The following is a 20,803-nucleotide window of genomic DNA, read 5'->3' as shown; positions in this document are numbered from 1 at the left end:
TGGCACCGAGGGTCGTAGGGGGTGGATGATGAGGGGTGACCCTGAGTCCTCCCCCACCCTGGGGAGGACCGTGATCCCGTAGTACTCCATCGGCAGTATGACCCATTGAGTGCTCAGGGACGACGACGGGAACAGATCGGCACGGCAGTGTGTTCTTCATGAGAGCCGACCCTTCGCCGCGCCGGGCCCCGAGCCCCCGCCTCACGCAGAGGAGCCGCTGATGAGCGCCCTCGCGTTGTCCGTGCTCCTGTCCCTCGTGTCCGCGGTCGCCTACGCGGCCGGGGCCATCGTGCAGGAGCGCGTCGCGGAGTCCTCGCCCGCCGGGCAGTACGCGCCGCTGCGGCGGCCGGGCTGGTGGGCGGCGGTGGCGCTGAACGGCAGCGGCGGGCTGCTCCACGTGGTGGCGCTCGCGTACGGTCCGCTGAGCCTGGTCCAGCCGCTGGGCGCGCTGACGATCGTGGTCGCGCTGCCGATGGCGGCGCTGTGCGTGGGCCGCAGGGCCGGGGCCACCGCGTGGCGTGGCGCGATCATGGCGACGGTCGGTCTCGCGGGTCTGCTGTCCCTGGTCGGCGCGGCGGACGCGCAGTCGCTGAACACCGCGCAGCGGGTCGGCGCGGCCGTCGTCACCGTCGGCGCGGTGGCGGCCCTGACGGCCGCCGGGCGGGCCGCTCACCGGCACCCCGCGGTGCGCAGCATGCTGCTGGCGACCGGCGCGGGCGTCGCGTTCGGCATGTCGTCGGTGTTCACCAAGACCGTCGCGGTCGACTGGTCCGACGGCGTCTCCGCGGGCGACGTGCCCTCCCTGGCGGTCATCGGCGTGCTGGCCACGGCCGGCATGCTGCTGTCGCAGGCCTCCTACCGGGGCGCGGGCCTCGCCGCCCCGCTGGCGACGCTGACCGTGGTGAACCCGGTGGTGGCGGCGGCGGTCGGCATCACGATGTTCGGGGAGACGTTCCGCTACGGCTCCATGGGCACCGCGCTCGCCATGGGCTGCGGCGTGGTGGCGGCGGGCGGCCTGATCCTGCTGACGACGGAACGACTGGCGGCGGAGCAGCGGGAGGCCGCGCCGGTGGAGGTTCCCGTTCCGGGGACGGTGGAAGGCGCGCGGTCGGTGACACGGGAGCCGGCCCCGGTGGCCGCGTTCGTGCCGGAGCCGGGGATCGCGTTCTCGCCGGGTCCGGTGGCCGCGTTCACGCCGGCGCAGACCGCCGTACCGGAGCAAGCGGCCGCGTTCGTGCCGGCGCAGGTGGCCGCGTTCACCCCAGCGCAGGCCGTACGGGAGCCGGTTGCCGCTTTCGCGCAGACGCCGGCCGTACCGGAGCCGGTGGCCGTCGGTGTTTCCGACAGCCCCGGCCCCGCCGGGCTTCCGCCCCTGTACGGGCCGTTCTACGGCGGCACCTACGTCAGCACGTCGGTCGGCACCCTCGTGCCCCGGCAGTCAGTGCTCGACCGGCACCGCGTCCGGGTCAAAACGTGACGCCGCGCGCCCGCAGATAGGCCACGGGGTCGACGTCCGACCCGAAACCGGGCCCCGTCCGCACCTCGAAGTGCAGATGCGGGCCCGTGCTGTTGCCCGTGGAGCCGGACCGGCCGATGCGCTGGCCGGCGCCGACCGACTGCCCGTCCCGTACGGAGATCGCCGAGAGGTGGGCGTACTGCGAGTAGTGGCCGTCGGCGTGCCGGACGACCACCTGGTAACCGAAGGAGCCGCCCCAGCCCGCGCTGACCACGGTGCCCGAGGCGACGGCCTTGACCGAGGTCCCGGTGGGCACCGGGAAGTCGACCCCGGTGTGGTAGCCCTTCGACCAGGAGGAACCGCTCGCGTGGTACCGCGTTCCGAGGCCCCCGCTGACGGGAGCGACGACGGAGTGCCCGGCCGACGTCGGCGTCCTGCGCTCCGGGGCCGTCCTCGACGGAGCCGAAGGGGCCCTGTCCTTGCGGGACTTGCCGGCGGCCGGAGCCTTGCCCTTGCCCTTGCCCTTCCCCGCGGCGGACTCCCTGGCCTCGGGAGCCTTGTCCCGGGCCGGGGCCTGACCGTTGAGTCTCAGCCGCTGACCGGGGACGATCAGGTCGGGATCGGCTCCGACGACGGACCGGTTGACGGCATGGAGACGCCGCCAGCCGCCCCGTACGTCTCGTTCGTCGGCGATACCGGAGAGGGTGTCGCCGCGCACGACGGTGTACATCTCGGCCCTGCCGGCGCGCGACTGGGGCGTGGACTGCGGCTGGACGTCCTTCAGTGAACTCCCTGCGGACTTCTTCGACGTCTTGGCGGTCTTGGACGTCTCGGCCGTCTTCGCGGTCTTGGCCGCCTTGGATTCCGCCGGAGCGCCGGCCGGCCGGACGTCGGGGGCGCCGCCGCCCCGCTGCAGCCCGGCCCGCACGGAGCAGGCCGGCCAGGCGCCCGGCCCCTGGACCTCGAGCACCCTCTCCGCGACCGCGATCTGCTGGTCCCTGGTGGCGAGGTCGGCGCGCGGCGCGTACCGCGTGCCGCCGAAGGCCTCCCAGGTGGACTGGGTGAACTGCAACCCGCCGTAATAGCCGTTGCCGGTGTTGATGTCCCAGTCGTTGCTCGACTCGCACGCGGCGACCTTGTCCCAGGTGTCCACGTCGGCCGCTTCCGCGACGCCAGTGCCCAGGAGCGGGATGGCCATGCCGGCGCCGCCCGCCGTCACGGTGAGCGAGGCCCGGTTGATCCTGTTCGGCTGATACCGGCGGTGCCGACCGCGTACGGCCATGGAGGTCCCCCTCGACATTGCGTCAGGAGCGGCAAAAGTAAAGGCGGCCAACAGGCCATGACAAGACGAGTATCGGCCGCCCTGTCTCAACTCCGCCGGGATGTAACGCCGTTGTGGGAGCCGTGGGGCGGGCGGGGCGGCGGGGAGCGATACGGGACCGGTCCCGGGAAGGGATTTCGGTCCGTCTCCCGGCCCGATGACGCGCGTCGCAGACGTGCGCGGGGCTGCCCGGGGCGTCAGGATGGGCGGCGGGACCGGAGGGACCGGCGGGCGGGACGACGACCCGGGCAGCCGGCGCGGGCCGGACCCGCCAGCACATGATCCTTATCGTTGAGGAGCCAACCGTATGAGCACGTCAGCCCAGATCGGTGTCACGGGACTCGCGGTGATGGGCCGCAACCTCGCCCGAAACTTCGCGCGCAACGGCTACACGGTCGCCGTGCACAACCGGACGGCGGCGCGGACCCACGCGCTGGTGAAGGAGTTCGGCCACGAGGGCGAGTTCGTGGCGGCCGAGACCGCCGAGGAGTTCGTGGCGGCGCTGGAGCGGCCCCGCCGGCTGGTGGTCATGGTGAAGGCCGGCGAGCCGACCGACGCGGTGATCGAGGAGTTCGCGCCGCTCCTGGAGCCCGGTGACATGATCATCGACGGAGGCAACGCGCACTTCGCGGACACCCGCCGCCGGGAGCGCGAACTGCGCGAGCGGGGCGTCCACTTCGTGGGCACCGGCATCTCCGGCGGCGAGGAGGGCGCGCTGCACGGGCCGAGCATCATGCCGGGCGGGTCGCCGGAGTCGTACGCCTCGCTCGGTCCGATGCTGGAGAAGATCTCGGCGAAGGCGGCCGACGGGGCGCCGTGTGTCACGCACGTCGGTCCGGACGGCGCGGGACACTTCGTGAAGATGGTCCACAACGGCATCGAGTACGCCGACATGCAGCTGATCGGCGAGGCGTACCAGTTGCTGCGGGACGTGGCCGGCTACTCCCCCGCGCAGATCGCGGAGGTCTTCCGGACCTGGAACACCGGGCGGCTGGACTCCTATCTGATCGAGATCACCGCCGAGGTGCTGTCGCACGTGGACGCGGCGACCGGGAAGCCGTTCGTGGACGTGGTGGTGGACCAGGCCGAACAGAAGGGCACCGGCCGCTGGACCGTGCAGATCGCGCTGGACCTCGGCGTGCCGGTGTCCGGTATCGCGGAGGCCGTCTTCGCGCGGTCGCTGTCCGGTCACGCGGCGCTGCGCGAGGCCTCGCGCGGCCTGGCCGGACCGAAGGCGGCGACGCTGGACGAGGCGGAGGCGGCTGCCTTCGCCGACCGGGTGGAACAGGCGCTGTACGCCTCGAAGATCGTGTCGTACACGCAGGGCTTCCACGAGATCGCGGCGGGCAGCGAGGAGTACGGCTGGGACGTGGACCTCGGCGCGGTCGCCGCGATCTGGCGGGGCGGGTGCATCATCCGGGCGGCGTTCCTGGACCGGATCCGTGCGGCGTACGACGCGCGGGCGGACCTGCCGAGTCTGCTGTCGGACGAGACCTTCGCCTCGGAGATCACCGAGGCGCAGGACGACTGGCGTGAAGTGCTCGTCGCCGCGACCCGGCAGGGCGTGCCCACGCCGGGGTTCGCGGCGGCGCTGGCGTACTACGACGCGCTGCGCGCGGAGCGGCTGCCCGCGGCGCTGACGCAGGGCCAGCGGGACTTCTTCGGGGCGCACACCTACCGCCGGGTGGACCGGGAGGGCGCGTTCCACACGCTGTGGGGCGCGGACCGGTCCGAGGTCGAGGCGTAAGGAGGCCTTCGCGCCCCTCATGTCAAGGGCGGGCCCGGCTCCGGAGTGGGGGCCGGGTCCGGGCCCGGGGGGACCGGCGAGGGGTCGGGGACCGGAGGGATCGGTGACGGATCCGGGGTCGGAGGCGGCCCCGGGTGGGGCGGGGCCGGGGGCGGCGTCGGATCCGGGCCGGGGGGCGGCTCGGGCGGCGGCACCGGGGTGGGGTACGGATCGGGTCCCGGCGTGGGAGCGGGCGGTACGGGGTCGGGCTGCGGGTTCGTCATGGTGTCCTCCGGCCATGGAGTGAGCGTGGCTCTGGACTCCTCCCCCGCGTACCCGGGGGCGGCGCGGACAGTCACCCGGTGGTGGCAGCGGGTACGCCCGGGCGGGCCCGCCCGCTTGCCGCGCCGGGGGCGGGGTCAGAAGCGGCCGGGGTGGGCGCGCAGCCAGTCCTTCGCGGCCTCGAGGAGGGCCGGATCGGCTGCCGGGGCCTCCTCGGGGTGCCGCTCGGCCCACTTCACGACGTACGGGCACAGGGGCGCGACGACGACGCCCTCGCGGGCGGCCACGGCGTACAGCTCCCGCGCCAGCGAGCCGGCGATGCCCTTGCCCTCGTGGGCCGGCTCGACGATCGTGTGCACCGGGACCAGGGCGCGCCCTGGCGACTCCAGCACGAAGTACTCGATGCGGCCGACGACTTCGTCGCCGTCGCCGAGGGCTTCGAGGCGGCCGGCCGCACGGTCGTCGCGGATCCGGATGTCGCTCATGGGCACGCTCCTGGTGCGGGGGTTCAGACGGACACGGCCTGCGGACTGCGCTCCTGGTCGGAGCCCGGCACCGGCTCCGAGGGGTCGGCGCCCAGGGCGACGATCCGGTTGTCGCGGTCCACGTGCACGACCCGGGGCCGCAGGGCACGCGCCTCGGCGTCGGTCACCTGAGCGTAACTGATGATGATCACCAGGTCCCCGGGGTGCACGAGATGCGCGGCGGCCCCGTTGATCCCGACGACACCGGAGCCCCGCTCCCCCTCGATCACGTACGTCTCCAGCCGCGCCCCGTTGGTCACGTCGACGATATGAACGAGCTCACCCGGCAACAGATCGGCGGCGTCCAGCAGATCGGCGTCGATGGTCACGGATCCCACGTAGTGCAGGTCGGCCTGAGTGACGGTGGCTCTGTGGATCTTGGACTTGAACATGGTGCGCAGCATTTTCAACTCCTGGAAGACGGCTCCCTGCCTGCTTTGTGCAGGTCAAGGGCGTCCCTCACTGTACATCGGCATGCGTCGGAGTGGCTGATTGTGAGGAACATCGCTTGCTATTGGGGCAAGGCTCCCTGCCTGGGCTTTCGCGTGAACCAGGCTATTGAGACGCCACCGACCAGGTACCTGTTCGGACAGCCTATTCAGGATGTCCGGGAACTTGATGCTGACTTGCCTGACGTCGCATCAGGTGCATGCGTCACGGGTATCAGCACCAAGGTTTCTCATGGCAAAGCAAGCTCGGCAACGAGATGGAAAGGAGTGTCGAAACTCCGATTGTGGCCGCCGACAGGAGGCGGGTGTGCTGGTCGAATCTCAGTGGGGCCAGGGGCGCCCCGGCCCCACTCGGTGGGTCAGCCCTTGACCTCAAGTACGCCCAGCGCCGTATGGAGGACCGGCTCCACGCGCAGGCGCATCCCGTCCCGGTCGAACACCTGGAGGGCCTCCAGGCAGACGACGGCACCACGCGCCTCCCCGGACGAGAGACCGGCCATCTCGGCCGCGGTGACGAGGTAGGCGTCGTCATGCCAGTCGGTACCGAGCTGCTCAACGACCCCGTCGTAAGCGGCCTTGAGGGTGTCGTTCTCCAGCAGTCCCACGGCGTCGACGAACTGTTCGGCGCCGCTGGCCTGCTCCAGCCACGACGTCAGGTCTGCCAGCACTCGGTCCTGGTCCGGTCGGTGATCACGCAGCTGCAGCGCCTTGTCCAGCAGGTACGGCCAGCCACCGGTCGCCTCCGCCAGGCGCGTCAGTCGTTCCTCCGTCTCGCACAGGCTGTGGCGTTGCGTCCAGTCCTTCAGGCTGAGCAGGTCATGCCGGCGCAGCACCACGACGGTGTCGTGGTCCGCGTCGGGACCGGTGAGTAGGCCAGACCAGAAGCCGAGCTGCTCCACACCCGACACGAGGACCACCGAGCGGGTCGCCTCGGCAGCCTCGGGCAGCACGGCCCTGGCCAGGTCGAAGGACTCCCGGCAGGACTTCTCACTGCTCTGCGAGAGATCGCTGATGAGCAGTCGCCGCTCGCTGGCGCGGCCGCCGGCGAGCTCCTTGCGGAACGCCTTGGCACTTCCGATCGCGGGCACGGACCAGCCCGCCACCCTGCCGGTCACCTCACGCAGAGTCCGTTCCACATCCGCGACGCCGGTCCCCTGCGTGCCGAGAACGACGCGGACCTGGTTGACGTATTCACCCAGCAGGTAATCGATCTGGTTGACGGTGAGCGGGGCCGACCTGCCGTCAGAGAGGTCCGGACGGCTCTCCAGGACAACGGTCTCCTCCAGCCGGGACTCCGTCTCCGCTCGCAGCAACCGTGCCTCGATCTCCTGGGCAGTACCGATCATGCGCAGCGCGTTGGGCCCCCGCAGGTGCCAGCCCCGCCCGTCGTTGTTCGGCGCCAGGACACCGAGGCCGACCATCTCCTGCAGATAAGCACGGAAACCCTCGCTGTCCAGGTACTCGAAGCCGCGGGGCCACCAGCCGGCACATTCCTCCCGCAACTCCCTGTCACTGAGCCGGGTTTCCAGACCGTTGTCCCGGGCATGCTGGGCAAGGACATTGGCGATGACGTGGTAGCGGTCGTCGAGGGCGAGGGTGTCCTTGAAGGCCGCGGTGATGTCCGAGCGCAGCGAGGTGTCCTGCTCCACCGCGTCGACATCGGACTCCTCGATGGTGTACGGAGGCGGCGCGAGTGGTGCGCGCGCCCGCTTGTCCTGCATGACCTGCACCATCCGGCTGCCGAAGATCTGCAGCAGGAAGGGCTGGTACGAGCAGAATCCGAGCACCCGGTTGACGAGGTCGACGTCGGCGAACTCGAAGCCGAGCGCACGCATCGGGTGCACGATCAGGTCGGCGGCGAACTGCGGAGCGAGCGGTCCGACGACCGTCGGGGTCTGCGCCAAGTGGCTGAACGGGCCGTTCCTGGCGAGTCGGGTGAAACGCTGCACCGAGTGCAGACCGGCGAAGACCACCTTGGCCCGCCCGCGCGAGTCCTCGCCCAGACCACGCAGCCGGCGGGTCTCCGTGCACTCGGGGACGTCTGCCTCGAAGAAGCGGTCGCACTCGTCGAGGAGGATGAGTAGCCGCCGGTCGGGATCCTGAGCGAGCCACCGGGCGATCCCGTCGGTGACCCGCTGCCATGCCTCCTGTCGTGGGCCCCGGCGTCGAGGCTCCTCCAGGACTCCCTGCCTGATCAGCTCCTGGTCCAGCGTGGGCCAGATGGCTTCGGCACCGAGTGCGGTGCCCCGGCCGATACCGATCTTGTCCAGGTTGAGGTAGAGCTTGCGGTAGGACCCCGGCCGCTGCTCCTCGAAACGGTCCCCCGCGTCGGCGAGCAGGGCCGACTTGCCGAGACCCCGGCCGCCATAGAGGATTTGGGTCCCCGCAGGGTCGTGGATGCTCTTGCGTTCGCGGTCCCGGCCGTAGAACATCTCCCGGCCGATCTGGCCCCGCTTCTCCTTGATGTACGGGTTCACCGCGGAGAACGGCAACAGCGTCTCGGTCGTGGCGTCCACCCGCCGGTTGCCGTGCGCGATGAGGTAGGCCAGCGCGGCGTCGTCCACCACCATGATCGGCTTTGTGTCCTGGGAGGCGGCGGCCAGCTCATTTCGGGTCCTGCTGTCCAGTGTCCCGAAGTGGACGACCAGCAGACTGCTCTCGTCGGGGTCCTGCAGAGCGCGGGTGATGAGCAGTTTGGCCGCGGGCCGGCCCCAGATCAACAGGGCGCGGAGCTTGCCGCCACGGTCCTTGATCTGCGATCCGAAGGCGGGCGCCCAGGCACGGCCGGTGACGTGCACGGGTGCGAGTTCGAAGAACCGGTAGTCCTTGCCGCGCGGTAGGTCGTCCAGAGGCCGTGCGCGCCGGGCCTCGTATCCGAGGAGGGCCAGAGCCGGATTGAGGCTCTCGCGTGGATTGATGTTGATACGGTCCTTGGTCGCGGCGAGCGTGCTCCACAACTCCAGAGCTGCGGTCGCCCGTTCGGCTTCCTCCTCCGAAAGTCCTGCGTAGTCCAGCACGACGTTGTCGCCGTACCGGCCACGGGCGCGGACGGCCGCGATCAGCTCCGCGTCGATACCGCCCGGCAACGAGTCCGGCACGGCGGGAAAGAAGGCTTCCAGATGCGAGTCCTCGGACCTGATCTCCGGTACCGGCTCGCCCAGTTCGAGGAAGTAGACCAGTTCAGCCGCGGTGGCCAGGCTGTCGGTGTCCAGATTGCGCAGGACACGTTCGCGATCCTCCGCGCTCACGTCCGTCAGCGCGGCCAGCCGGGCACGCAGCCGGTCAGCGGCTTCCTCGCGGTAGCGGGGCAGCAACTCCTCGACTCGGTCGAGGTTGCGGCGGACCGCGGCCAGCTCGCCCGGCCGGTCGTGCTCCAGGTGTGCTCGGGCGTCCGCGAGCAGCTCCTGGAGGCTGACGTCCTGTTCGACGGTGAGTGCCTCGTCAGCCTGGGACCGGCGCAGCCGGGCGGCCAGTTGCCGCTGCTTTTCGGCGAGCGTCGCGCGGCGCTCCTTCTCGAACGCGCCGAGGTGTGCGCGACGCTCCTCCGAGAGCGACAAGGTGTGGGCCGCAGGAAGGACATCGAAGTCCGCGAGGTCCGTGATGATGCGAATCACACCGAATTCGTCACGAGCGAGCTGCTGCTCAATCGCGTCGTCCCAGGTACGGTCCACTGCATTCAGCAAGCGGTCCAAAGTCGGCTTCTCGCCCGGCACAGCCGGTTCGGCCTTGTGGAGCTCGACGTCCAAAACCGTCTGAACGTCCGGTTCGGCTCCCGTCTCGACCGGTCGACTGTTCGCATCCAGCCCGTAGAAGACCTCGGCGAACAGGTCCCGCGCCACGTAGGCGGTGGCTTTCGCCAACACGGCGGAGCTGCGTTCGGCCGCGGTGAGGTCGTCGGCGACCCGTTCACGCAGGCCGAGGAGGGAGAGGCGCAGGGATGCGACGGACTGGAACGCCCACACGTTCTCCTCCGCGCGTCCTGCTTCCAGGTCGCGCTTGACCGCACGCCACTGCCGTACGGCATCCCGGACGCGCTCCAGGCAGTGGCGGACGTTGTTGCGACCCGACCCCTGGATGCCACGACCGCCCGGTCCGCGCAGCGCAGCGTCCATCTCGTCGATCGCGGCCTCGACCTGAACTCGGCGAGCGAGCTTCTCCAGCAGCTCGTCGGCCAGGTGCTCGGCGTCCGGGGCCCCGGCCACGATGGCGGTGAGCACGCTGCCGAGCAGACCGGTCGGCGCCAGCCAGCGCTGCACCATGGCGCTGGCCCGTTGGAAACGCAACCGAGGCACGGTAAGCAGAGCCTGGCAGGCATCCACGGCCGCACGCAGTTCGCCCTCGGTGTGGGAAACATCGGCGACAACGGCATGGGGCGGCGCGATGAGCAGTGCTCCCTGCAGTGCGCGTTCTGCCACCATGGTGGCCACTTCGTGCAGGGCATCGGGCAGTTGCGGGGCAAGCGCCCTCAACTGCGCACCGACCACGGGCGCACCGGTCACGAGGGCCGCGCGGACCAGCGTGGGCAGCAGGAGCAAGGACAGCGCGTCGCTGTCGCTCTCCTTACGGGCTTCCCACTCGTGCAATGCCTCCTCGATGACCTGAGCCGCTCGCCTGGTCCTGGAGTGCAGCAGTGTCGCCACGGCGGCCAGGCGCAGGACCGTGGACTCGGTGTCCGGGCGGTCGGCGGCCTGCGAAAGGTGGGCGGCAAGCCCGAAGCGCTTCTCGGCGATCAGCCGGGCGAGGACGAATTCAATGTCCCTCGCTCCCGTGTGGTCGGCGGTACCCGTGGTGGTGTTGTCGACGGCAGCGGTCACCGCGGGGTCGGCCGCGACCCGCCGTTCCGCCGCCGGCTGCTGCTGGTCGGGGTCGGCGGACCGGGGAGGTCGCGCGGCCGGGACGGAATCGGCAGTGCTGTGGTCCTGGGTCTCAGGCGCGCCGATGTCAGCCTGTGCGGCGGTGGCCGCCTCCGAGGATGTGACCAGTGCCGGCGCCTCGGGAACCTCGGCGGAGTCCTCGCCCTGCGGGGCGGCGGCCGTGTCGTGGGTGGTGGGCCTGTCCTCGGTCAGCGAAATCTGGTGGTACAGGACGGCGGCCACAGCGTACGGCGGGTGTGCGACCGACAGCTGCTGTTGGAGTTCGATGATCTCCTGCTGTGCGTCCAACCGGTCCTTCATGCCGGCGAGGCGCACCAGCAGCGTGAGAACGTGTGCGTACGCGTCGTCCTGTTCGTCCCACTCCTGCTTCGCGAGCAGTGACTCCGCCCTCAGCCTGGCGTCCGCGATCACCGCGGCTACCGCACTGCCCGGAGAGCAGCCTAGAGCCGTCACCGTCTCCACCACGTGACGGGCCTCGGCGTTCCTCTCCATCCGTTCGACGCGTGCACGAACCTCGTCGATCGCCCTCAGGACATCGGTGAGGCGGTCGGTGACCCCGGTGACGCCGAGTGCGGAGAGTACGCCCCGCGCGCGGGAGAACGCCGGGGCGACGGTGGCAAGCGGCGCCAGATCCGTGTCGGCGGGCGGGCACCCGTCGAGCAGTGCGGCGCTCACGCGGTCGGCGGCGCCTCGTGCCTGCTCGACGACGTGCTTGAGCTTCTCCTCGACGGAGGCCAGGTCGTCCAGGGAGCACCCCTCGCCAGGGGGCTGCACTCCCTGCTGCGCCGAGGACTCGGCCAGGTCCGGAACCGAGAGGTGACCGGGCCGCCGGGGAACCGGGACAGCAGCGGTCGGCTGAGTTTCCTGAACCGCCGCATCCTCGTCCAGCGCGGTGACGTGGTCACACCCGGGAGTCACGTCGATCACCTGCTGGGCGGCCTTGAGTACGGCGGCCAGTGCCGCCTCGTCCGCCTCCATACCGAACCAGTCGTGTTCTGCGGCCCATACGAGCAGTCGGGCGTCGTGCGCCGAAGCCTGAAGGTGGGAAAAGAGCGCCAAACGGAGCAGGCAGGTACCCCAGCGGTCTACGAGACCGGGGCTCATGTCGGCGGCCCCGCGCTCAGCGACCACGTGATCGATGTCGTTCATGATCCGGGCGGTGAGATGGGACGCGGCATGCCTGTGGTGAGTCGGCTCCATCCGCTGCAACCGCTTGAGCACCTGCTCACTGAGCACGCGCCCGAATCGCCGCGGCTCGACCTTGCGGAAGCCGAGGCCCCTCATGATGGCCTGACGATCCCTGGGGCCAAGGGAGTTCAGCGCGAGTTCCGTCTCGCCGACCGTGAGGGCGCCGAGGGCAGCGTCCAAGACCTGGCCGAGCCCGTCGAGCGTTGCGGCGAGTTCCCTGAGCAGTCCAACCGGTGTGCCGTGCGGGGAGTGCGGTGGTTTGGCAACCACGGGATAGCTGACGGTCATTCAGTCCCGATCTCTTGTTTCCTGTGATGTGGATGCGGGGGGTGTGGCGTGTGGCGAGCGCATGCCCGGCCGATCCGGCTGGCGCGGATCAGCGCCGGCGGGAGTGTTCCGTGACGAAGGTGTAGCCGGGCGGCAGTTCCCAGCCGTCCGCCTTTCCGACGTGGCGGCAGTGCTGGCGGTAGGCAGCGCGCTGGGCATCCGTCGGATTCGAGCCCGCAGGCAGCCTCCGCAGAAAGCCGTGGACGTAGTGCGCGACACCGTGGACCTGCGGCGGCGCGCCGGCGCCCGAGCCCGGCCGTGGCACCACCACGGGGTTCGGCGCGTAACCGATCAGGGCGATGGGCGGCTCGCCGTCGCGGGCAGGATGGTGGGGCTCGCCGTCCGCACCGCGGCTGCCGATGGCCGGGTACAGGTGGTCTTCAGCGAGGAGCTCGTCCACGGCCTGCTCCAGTGCGGTGGCTTGGTGGGGGGCGGGAGTTGTGCCGTAGACGCCTCGAGGGAGGGCGGCCCGGTCGAGAAGGGCATGTCCGTCGGGCGTGAGGCGGCCGAAGCGCCGCACGGCACGCAGGACGAGACGCCGGGTGTCGAGGCCGGCGGACGAGTCACCGTCCCGGTCACTGCCAGGCGCTCCTTCCCGGGTGAGCACTCCCGGATCGTAGCGGTGCGCAATGAGCTGCCCGTGGATGTCGACGGGGTGTTCCAGTTCGACGGTGTGCACCCGGAAGACGGTGCCGCCGCGCGGCCACTGGATGTACAGACACAGCCCGGGGAAGAAGTCGATGGGCCACTGGACGTTCCGGAGCATGCCGGTCTCCCCGGTGAGATGCAGAAGCACCTCCTGGACTTCCTCGGACACGTCGAGCTTGCCGCCGGGGTGGCTGAGCTCCAGGCGTACCCGCACATCCGTGCCGAGATATGCCAACCCGTCCCGGGCCCTGGCGCTCAACGGGAGTCGGTCCTCCATGAGGTGGGCGAGACGCAGCGGGGTCTGCCAGCAGATCTCGCTGTCGTTCATCCTCAGGTAGTTCGGCGGACCGATCCGGTCACCGTCCACGAGCGGGGTGTCCGCGGGTTCGGCATCGACGTACGGTTTGTCCTCAGGCTGCTCCTCTTGGGGGACGCACTGTACGTGCGACACCGTGACAGGCCGGGGCGGCGCGGGTGGATGCACCGTGTCATGCCAGCCGCGCCCCGCTGGGCGCAGCGGATCACTGTCGTCCGCCTCCTCCGAGCCCGGGTAGTGGGACCGCCAGATGCCACCGTTCTGGAAATCGTCGTCGAGGGTGATCCGTACGTCGCTCCCGGCGCGTATGCCGTTGTCCGTGTCTCCCCGGACGAAGTCCGCGACCGCCAGGTTGGCGCGGCACACCGAGACCGCGTATTCCACTCCGTTCAGCAGTGGTTCGGCACCGTCGACGCCGCGCAGCCACGGCCCGATCGCTGTGTACACGGTGCGGGAACCATTCAGGCCGTGCCGTCGGCGGGTGGCAGGGGACGCACTGCGTTCTAGGGAGCCGACAAGGGCTCTCAGGTCGTCGCCGCCCAGTGGCCCGTCCTGGCCCAGGGCGGCCCCGATGCGGGTACGGGTCAGTGCGTAGTGACCCCAGCTGCGCAGGTTGTCGCTGGTGCGCAAGGCGTGATCGATGGTGTCCAGCAGTCCGCTGAGGGCGTTCTTCACCCGCTCCTCCGTGCCACTTCCGGCCAGGTGGGCGACGGACACGGGAACGAGGGGGCTCACCAGTGCTTCCCGCTGGTGGGTCAGCAGGTGCTGCACGAAGGCGGTGCAGTCGTCGAGCGCGGCCTGCGGCGCCGAGCCGTAGCGGGCGTCGACGACGACGTGGCCGTCCTTGTTGAGCCACTTCTGACGGGCCCGGAACCGCTGCAACTTCACCTCGTCGAGCTGCAGCGCGGAGCCGAAGGCCGTGAGATCAGGGACCAGCAGCTCCCGGCGCACTGGGTGCGGTGCCTCCGATGGTTCGCCCGGTCCTCGGTCACCGGCCGGTGCCCCGGACACCCACGCGGGTACGTCGGCACCCTCTTCGACGCCGGGGTGGCGGCCCTCCTTGTAGACGATCTCCGCGTACAGCGGGTCGGATCCGGTTTCGATGCGCACGAGTGCCCCGACGGGCAGGGCCGGTACTTCGTCGCCCAGCGTCAGGGAGGGGAACGCGTCCAGGTCGAAGGGTCCGTTGCCATGGCCTTCACCACCGAGTTCGTAGCCGAAATAGGCCGCGTTGAAGGCGACCGCGGTGTGCACCGGACACACGCGGTCGGCCACTACCGCCTCCAGATAGCAACGCAACCGTTCTATTTCCTCGTCCGGTGTGCTGCGGTGTCCGCCGGTCATGGCGGGAGTGAGCACAGGCTCGCCGTCGAACGGCCGCCAGATGTCCGGTCCAGTGCTGATCATCGTGGTCACGCCCAGCCGTCCTTCCGTTCGGATCCGCTTCCCACCCGGCGGGATCTCGCGTGTCGGACCGGGCGGACGGCTCGCCAGAGGTTGTCCGGACCCTCGACTGCGGCTCCGGCTGCGGCCAGCCGTGTGAGGCTCGCGCCTACTGCCGCATAGGGCAGATCGGCCCGACCGCCGAAGTGGCGGCTTTCCCGGATCGCCTTCGGCAGGGGGATCATCTGTCGATTCCGCGGGTTGTAGGAGGATTCGTCGCCTCGCAGTGCGTGCCAGAGTCGGCGCGGGTGTGCGCCCTGCGGCTGGAGCTGCAGCAGCCGGTGGATCTGGAGGTCGACGCGCTGATTGCGCAGTGAGGTGTCGGCACTGCCTCCTTCGCGAGGGCGCGGGCTGTCGAAGGCCTGGGCAACGGCAGGGCGCCGCTCCTCCACGGGCCACCAGCCGGTGTCCCAGCAGGCCGAGCAGCGGCAGCGGGCCGTCGTGCAACATCCTTCGGGCAGGTCGCTGACGCCGAAGTAATCGGCGAAGACCCGTTGGGCGCAGACCGTGCTCGCGTCGAAGAAGTGCCGGAGCCTGGCCAGTTCCTCGGCTGCTCGGCGGCCGCGTCCGCCGAGCAGCGGGAGGAAGCCGTCGGGCAGGGTGCCCGTGCGGATGGTCAGACCGGTGACCAGGCGGCGGCTGGGTGCCGCGGAGACGTCCAGGAGCCCACGGTCGTGGAGGTCGGCGAGCAGTTCCCAGGTCGCCGACGGTCCATCGGCGACCGAGCGGTAGTCGGGGTATCGGGCGGCGAGTTCCCGGTCGAGAGCTCGGACGTCGACCTGTCGTGGGGTGTCCCAGGACAGGGCGGTGTCGATGACAATCTGCTCAAGCGGCACGAGCCCGACCGCTTCCTCGTCGCGCTCCGCTGCAGTCGTCGGCGTCTGTCCTGCGCCGCGGCCGACCGGTCGGAGGTCGCCGGGTTTGACCGCGCAGAACGGCGGGTGATCGCCGAGGTCCTCGACAGCGCCGAGGTCGGCTAGCGCGCTGAACGCCCGCATGATGCCGCCCTGGTAGCGCTCCTGGATGTGTCGGTCGTCCAGCTCGGCCTCGCTCAGCGCACCGCTCGCGGCGTCCTCGGCCATGAGCAGGTCGGCCAGCCGCACCGGATCGAGCGTGCCGTCCCGCTGGGCGAGGACAAGCCGGCCCATGCGCCGGAGAAGCGACGGGGGCAGTTCCTGGCCCGTCATGAAACGGACCATACGCAGACCCCGGCTTGTCGCGAGGGCCAGACCGCTGTTGACGGGGCCGTCGCCGGCCGTGCCCCGGCCCGCGCCGTCCCGCCCCGCCCGACCCAACTGCTGGTAGAGCGCGGCCAGGTCGGTAGGCGGCGACACGCACATCACGGTGCGTACGTCGGGCCGGTTGACACCGAGCCCGAACGCGGAGGTAGCCACCACCACGACCGGGATGAAGCCGTCGTCGCCTTCCCGGGGCGCCTCCCGGAACTCCGTCATGACGGCGGCCTTCTCAGCCTCCGTCAGACGGCCGTGGAACCGCAGCACGCGGACGCCGCCGTCACCCACGTATTCGCGCAGGTGGGTGTAGAGGGTGTTGACCTCCTTGACGGTGAGGCAGTAGAGGATGGCGTGACCGTCGAGCGCATCGACGACGCGCTCGACCAGCCCCGCCACGCCTCCCTGTCCGAGCCGGTCGAGGGAGCGGCGGAAGACGGCGAGTTCGGGCCTGATCGGGTTCTCGCGCACCGTCAGGAGCCCGCCGACGACTTCGGGATGCTCTGCTTCGGCGGTCGCCTCGGCCGAAGCGGGCTCCGGGACCTCGGCGGGCAGACCGAACAGTCCTTCGCGCAGCGCCTCGTGGACGGCCCTGTTGGCGGTGGCGGTCACCGCGGTGACCGCCACCCCGTGGTCCCGGCGCAGCTCGTCCAGGAACCTGCTGACCCGGCGCATGCTGGGCCGGAAGTCCTCCCATTGCGGGAGGGTATGTGCCTCGTCCACGGCGATCCGGGTCACCCGGCCCGCCGCCGCGGCCGCGCGGACGGTCTCCCGGAAGCGCCGCTGGCACAGGCGTTCCGGGCTGACGTAGACCAGGCGGATACCGTGGTCGGCTCGACCGAGGAGCTGGTCCGTCACTTCCGTCTTACCGGCCCTGCTGCTGGACTCGCGCAGCGGGGAGATGAGCGCGCGGACCGCGCCACCGATGGACCGGTTCAGTTCGAGGGCTTGGTCGTGCATGAGAGCGACGAGCGGACTGACGACCACGGTGACGCCGGGCAGGACCAGGGCGGGCAGCTGGAAGGTGAAGCTCTTGCCGAAGCCTGTGGGAAGCAGTCCGAGTACGTTGCGTCCCTCGGCCACGGCGGCAACGACGGCCTGCTGGGCCGGCTTAAGGGCCACGGGTTCGTCGACGAGCCGCAGCAGTCCTCCGATGCGGGCGCAGCGGTCCTTGATCTCCTCCACGAGCAGCCCCTGTTCCCGCAACTTCCGAGTCTCCTCGGTCGTCAGCGCCAGTTCGCGGATGCGCCTGGTGTGCGGCAGGAGGGTCTGTCGTTCGAGGGCTTCGTCGGTACACAGCTCCGCGGCCCGGGCGGGATCCAGGAGGTGGTGGGCCGCCATGAACTCCCAGATGCGACGCCATCCTTCAGCCATGGTTGCGACGTTGCCGCCGCCGATGTCGCCGGTTTCCGGGTCGGGGCGCTGAAGTCCGTCGTCAAGGCTGCCGAGGAAGGCACGCCGGTAGGAGCGGCGCAGGCTGCTTGCTCCCGAGAGTTTGCGGTCGCTGATGACGACGACGCCGCGGTGGTGGTCGGAACGGATGAGCCGACCCACCGCCTGACGCAGTTGGAGCGCGGCGAGCGGCAGGTAGTAGTGCTCGGTGGCGGCACCTTCCGGATCGGAGTGGCCGGCCTGTTCGGCCCGTGCGGCGACCGCCGCGCGCCGGGCCTCCACGATCGGAGCGGCGAACGGTGCGAAGGGCAGTTTGTTGATCCACACCACACGCAGCCGCTCGGCGTCGGAGACGTCGACCCCCTGCCAGAGCCCCTTCGTGCCGACGAGAAACCCTCCACCGTCCCGGCGGTCGGTGAAAGCCTGATAGGCCCGGCCGTTGCCGAGAGTGAGCGCCTCGACGACCGGGGCGTCGAGGGCGCGGGAGCGCAACTCCCGTACGAGGTGGAAGCCGATGCCCGCGGCGGTCGAGCGGGCGGTCGTGAGGATCATGCCGCCGCCGTCGAAGCCGTTGCCGTCGGCGCGTACCCGCGTTATTTCGGTGGCGAACCCGGCGACCTGGTGGGCGACGGTCCGCAAGGCGCCCTCCTCCTGCTCCGCCCAGGAGGGGAAGTCAGAGAAGCAGACGACCTCTGCCTGACTGCGCAGGGCGAACGGGGAGGGCAGGGCCAGCGTCGGCAGATCGTCGGGCAACCCGAGTCGGGTCCGCATGAAATCCCATTCCCCGGCGACACGCAGGGTCGCGGAGACGTAGTGGACACGGCCGAAGGACTCCAGGTAGCGCCGCCACTCCGGGTCTGCGGGCAGATCGACGGGACTGGTGGCGACACGGAAGCGGTAGGACCGCAGCTCCGCCCTGGGTTCGTCCACTTCCTCCAGATGTGCGACGCGGGAAGGGAGAGCCTCGTCCAGGGTGAGGGCGGGGTCGAGAAAGGCACGGATGTCGGCCGTGATCCGGTCGAGGGCCGTGGTGAGGGAGTCGGTGTGCTCCGCGAGCGCGGTCAGGCGCTCGCGTACCAGGGGATCGATTCCGGTAGCGTGCTGGACCACGTACCGCTCCAGCGTCATGCGACAGGACACGAGCGCCTTGGCGATGCTCTCCAGCACCAGCGACAGCCGCCGGGTGTGCCGGGTGCCGGAGGTGCCGGCGTAGGGGCTGGCGAGCGTGGTCGACCGGCTGCCGATGCGTACGCCCACGCCCTTGGCCTGGGCGTCGAAGGCCTGCGCCGCCAGCCGCGGAAGGCGTTCATCGTCGAGCAGCCGTTCGAGTTCGGCAATCGCTGCGGCGGCCTGCTCCTTAGCTGTGCCCGGGTGAACGTCCGCGATCCATGCCTGGTACTCCGACAGCAAAGCTTCCAGGTCCTGGTAGTCGGCGGTCACGGTCAGCGCGGATGTGGCGGCGTTCTCCAGCTCGTGCGCCTCGTCGATCACGAGGAGCACCTCGGGTCCGACGGCACGCAGGTCGTCCAGGTGGGAAAGGACGAGCGCGTGGTTGGCGAGGATGAGGCGGTGGCTGTCGATCGACTCCCGGACGGTGTCGGTGTGCACGGTGAGCGGGTTGCCTGCGGCGGGTCCGTAGTCGCCGTCGCGCTGGGACAGCGACTCCAGCCAGAGCGGCAGGCCGCGCCCGGTGTAGTCGGCGAAGAAGGCGGGCAGGTCCACCGGGTCGACCGATCTGGCCGTCCAGGACTGCGGGGGCTCCTTGGCCGCGAGCAGGCGCAGTGCGAGGAAGACGGCGAGTTCACGGAACCGGCTCCGCTGGGAGAAGCGGGCGCGGGCGGTGCCCGCGGAGCCTCGCCGACGCGTGGCCTCGGCGAGGGTCTTCGTCAGGGCTGCGAGGGAGAGCCGGTTGGACTTTCCCTTGACCAGGTCGGCGACCCCAAGGATGCCCGGCAGGGCACGCTCCAGGTCCTGGATGTCCTTCGCCATCTGGCTCTGCAACTGTTTGGTGTACGTGGCGATGACAGCGGTACGACTGTCGCCACCGGCGAGCCAGTCCAACGCGGCGGCAAGTACCGCATAGCTCTTTCCGGTGCCGGTGGGCGCTTCCAGTAGGCCGCCGACACCGCGGTCGGTCCAGTCGTGCAGTGTCGCCGTCATCTCCTGCTGGGCGGGCCGGGGTTCAACGCGGGAGCCGTGCACGACCCGGGCGAGAGCGGTCGGCTCGACCCGTCCGCCGGCGCCCCGCAAGACGTCCGGCACGTCCACGGCGCCCTTGCCCGGTGCCCTTCCGCCAGGGGTTCGACGCGGCGTGTGCTGTTCACACTCGGCACCCAACAGGCGGGCCACGTGCGCCTGCTCCCACACCTGCGGCTCTCGATCGTTGGCGTCCTCGCCCTCGGCCAGTTCCCGCAGCAGCCGCCAGGCGTCGGAGTCGGGGCAGACGTCGGCGATGAGATCGCGCAGTTCGGCCGTCCTGCCTGCGAACTCCGCGGCGGCCCGCTCCAGGAGGCGTACCAGCAGTACCGCGTCGCCGTCCGCAGTGTGGGCGCGGAGGTCCGAACGGGAGACGTCGAGCTGCAGCGCGAGGTCCTGAAGTCGGTGGGACGGGGCTGTCGGCCAAACGGCGTGCGCGAGGTACAGGCCATCGACAGGGCGCACGACGGACAGCGGATCGCGGGTTCCGGCCTCCTTCGCCGCCTCACTGACGACGGGGAAGTCCAGTGTCGTGCCGTTGTAGGCGACCACGACATCGGCATCCGACAGGAAGTCGCTCAGCTCCGTCCACGCCTGTTGCGGCGGTAGCCCCTGGCCGAGTACGGCGTTCCGGACTCTGCCGTCACGCAACTCCGCAGTGTCCCCAGGGAACCTGAGGTAACGCCCCCAGCGGGGGGCCGCAGCGACCCACTGCCGATCGGCGCCGAACCTGACCGCCGCCACCTCGTAGACGTGCCGCTCCACGTAGGGAGCGGTCACCGTCGTCCGTACCGCGCTTTCGACGTCGAGCGCGACAGCCCGCAGCACGGATCTCTCGTCTGAGCGCGCGGCAACAGCGGACCCGGCGCCTGGCCTGTGCCGTTCAGACGTCACCTGTGCCGACGGCGCCGATGCCTGCGGAGCAGCAGGTAGGAGAAGGCCCCCCGAAGCGATCAGCAAACCTCCGCGGACTGCCTCGGCGACCAACTTGACCAGCCGCTGCTCCGGCAGTGCGCCGAACTGTCTCTTGGCCTCGACGAGCAGTTCACGCTCAGAAATGCCGGACGAGAAGGCGCGGACCAGCTCTGCAACCTTCCGCGACGCCGCAGAAACCGTCTGCCCTTCGGGCACGCATACCCCCCTTGCATACGGCTCCGGCCCATGCACGACCGCGCCGCTCCGTCGGCTCTCCCTCCCCTGGAGACCCGTGACGTGGCCTACATCATAGTTTGATTCGCACGGTTACGGACCTTCCGCGGAAATATTTCGGGAGCTGACGGGCATGGGGACAGCGTGACGGAGTTCAGCCGCCACGGGGCCGTACTGCCGTGGATGCGAGCACAGCGGGTCAGCCCGGAGAGCCTCAGTCCCTGAAGAAGGAGCTCATTCATGGGCGAGCTGCCGAACCACGCATCAAGCCTTCCGAGCA

General features: G+C 70.5%; 8 protein-coding genes. 2 read left to right on the top strand and 6 right to left on the bottom strand.

The annotated features are described in order from the left end of the window. Positions 1-220 precede the first annotated feature (220 nt). Positions 221-1,477 (top strand): DMT family transporter, encoded by a 1,257-nt coding sequence (locus ACIOC0_RS31945; protein WP_402159225.1) that lies wholly within the window; start codon positions 221-223, stop codon positions 1,475-1,477. Here the strand turns inward: ACIOC0_RS31945 and ACIOC0_RS31940 are convergent. Next, the gene (locus tag ACIOC0_RS31940) at positions 1,467-2,738 is read right to left on the bottom strand and encodes a transglycosylase family protein (RefSeq protein WP_402159224.1); all 1,272 of its coding nucleotides are present in this window, start codon (positions 2,736-2,738) and stop codon (positions 1,467-1,469) included. The two genes, ACIOC0_RS31945 and ACIOC0_RS31940, sit on opposite strands and share 11 nt — an antisense overlap. A 346-nt stretch (positions 2,739-3,084) precedes the next feature. Here ACIOC0_RS31940 and gndA point away from each other — a divergent pair, with 346 nt between their 5' ends. Beyond that, positions 3,085-4,524 (top strand): NADP-dependent phosphogluconate dehydrogenase, encoded by a 1,440-nt coding sequence (gene gndA, locus ACIOC0_RS31935; protein ID WP_402159223.1) that lies wholly within the window; start codon positions 3,085-3,087, stop codon positions 4,522-4,524. Positions 4,525-4,922: 398 nt separating this feature from the next. On the opposite strand, the gene ACIOC0_RS31930 is transcribed toward gndA, so the two are convergent. The 5 genes from ACIOC0_RS31930 to ACIOC0_RS31910 form a co-directional block, all read right to left on the bottom strand. Further along, entirely contained in the window at positions 4,923-5,270 is a 348-nt protein-coding gene (locus tag ACIOC0_RS31930; protein WP_402159222.1) for a GNAT family N-acetyltransferase, read from the bottom strand. 23 nt (positions 5,271-5,293) lie between these two features. After that, positions 5,294-5,713 carry an aspartate 1-decarboxylase gene (panD, locus tag ACIOC0_RS31925; protein WP_351096328.1) on the bottom strand — a complete coding sequence of 140 codons (420 nt, stop codon included), beginning with the start codon at positions 5,711-5,713 and terminating at the stop codon, positions 5,294-5,296. A 404-nt stretch (positions 5,714-6,117) separates the two neighbouring features. Further along, the gene (locus ACIOC0_RS31920; protein ID WP_402159221.1) at positions 6,118-12,090 is read right to left on the bottom strand and encodes a hypothetical protein; all 5,973 of its coding nucleotides are present in this window, start codon (positions 12,088-12,090) and stop codon (positions 6,118-6,120) included. Positions 12,091-12,196: 106 nt separating this feature from the next. Next, a complete protein-coding gene (locus tag ACIOC0_RS31915; RefSeq protein ID WP_402159343.1) occupies positions 12,197-14,518 on the bottom strand; it encodes a hypothetical protein in 2,322 nt (773 codons plus the stop codon). Positions 14,519-14,523: 5 nt separating this feature from the next. Next, positions 14,524-20,202, bottom strand: a complete 5,679-nt coding sequence (locus tag ACIOC0_RS31910) for a DEAD/DEAH box helicase (protein WP_402159220.1) — start codon at positions 20,200-20,202, stop codon at positions 14,524-14,526. Positions 20,203-20,803 lie beyond the last annotated feature (601 nt).

This window comes from Streptomyces sp. NPDC088254 (assembly GCF_044740925.1).
Classification (GTDB): domain Bacteria; phylum Actinomycetota; class Actinomycetes; order Streptomycetales; family Streptomycetaceae; genus Streptomyces.
Note: the sequence above shows the minus strand (reverse complement) of the source record. Positions and strands in the feature narration are given on the sequence as shown.

Coding starts and splice junctions, on each gene's coding strand:
- ACIOC0_RS31945 (WP_402159225.1), top strand. CDS start 221: ATGAGCGCCCTCGCGTTGTCCGTGCTCCTGTCCCTCGTGTCCGCGGTC.
- ACIOC0_RS31940 (WP_402159224.1), bottom strand. CDS start 2,738: ATGGCCGTACGCGGTCGGCACCGCCGGTATCAGCCGAACAGGATCAAC.
- gndA (WP_402159223.1), top strand. CDS start 3,085: ATGAGCACGTCAGCCCAGATCGGTGTCACGGGACTCGCGGTGATGGGC.
- ACIOC0_RS31930 (WP_402159222.1), bottom strand. CDS start 5,270: ATGAGCGACATCCGGATCCGCGACGACCGTGCGGCCGGCCGCCTCGAA.
- panD (WP_351096328.1), bottom strand. CDS start 5,713: ATGCTGCGCACCATGTTCAAGTCCAAGATCCACAGAGCCACCGTCACT.
- ACIOC0_RS31915 (WP_402159343.1), bottom strand. CDS start 14,518: ATGATCAGCACTGGACCGGACATCTGGCGGCCGTTCGACGGCGAGCCT.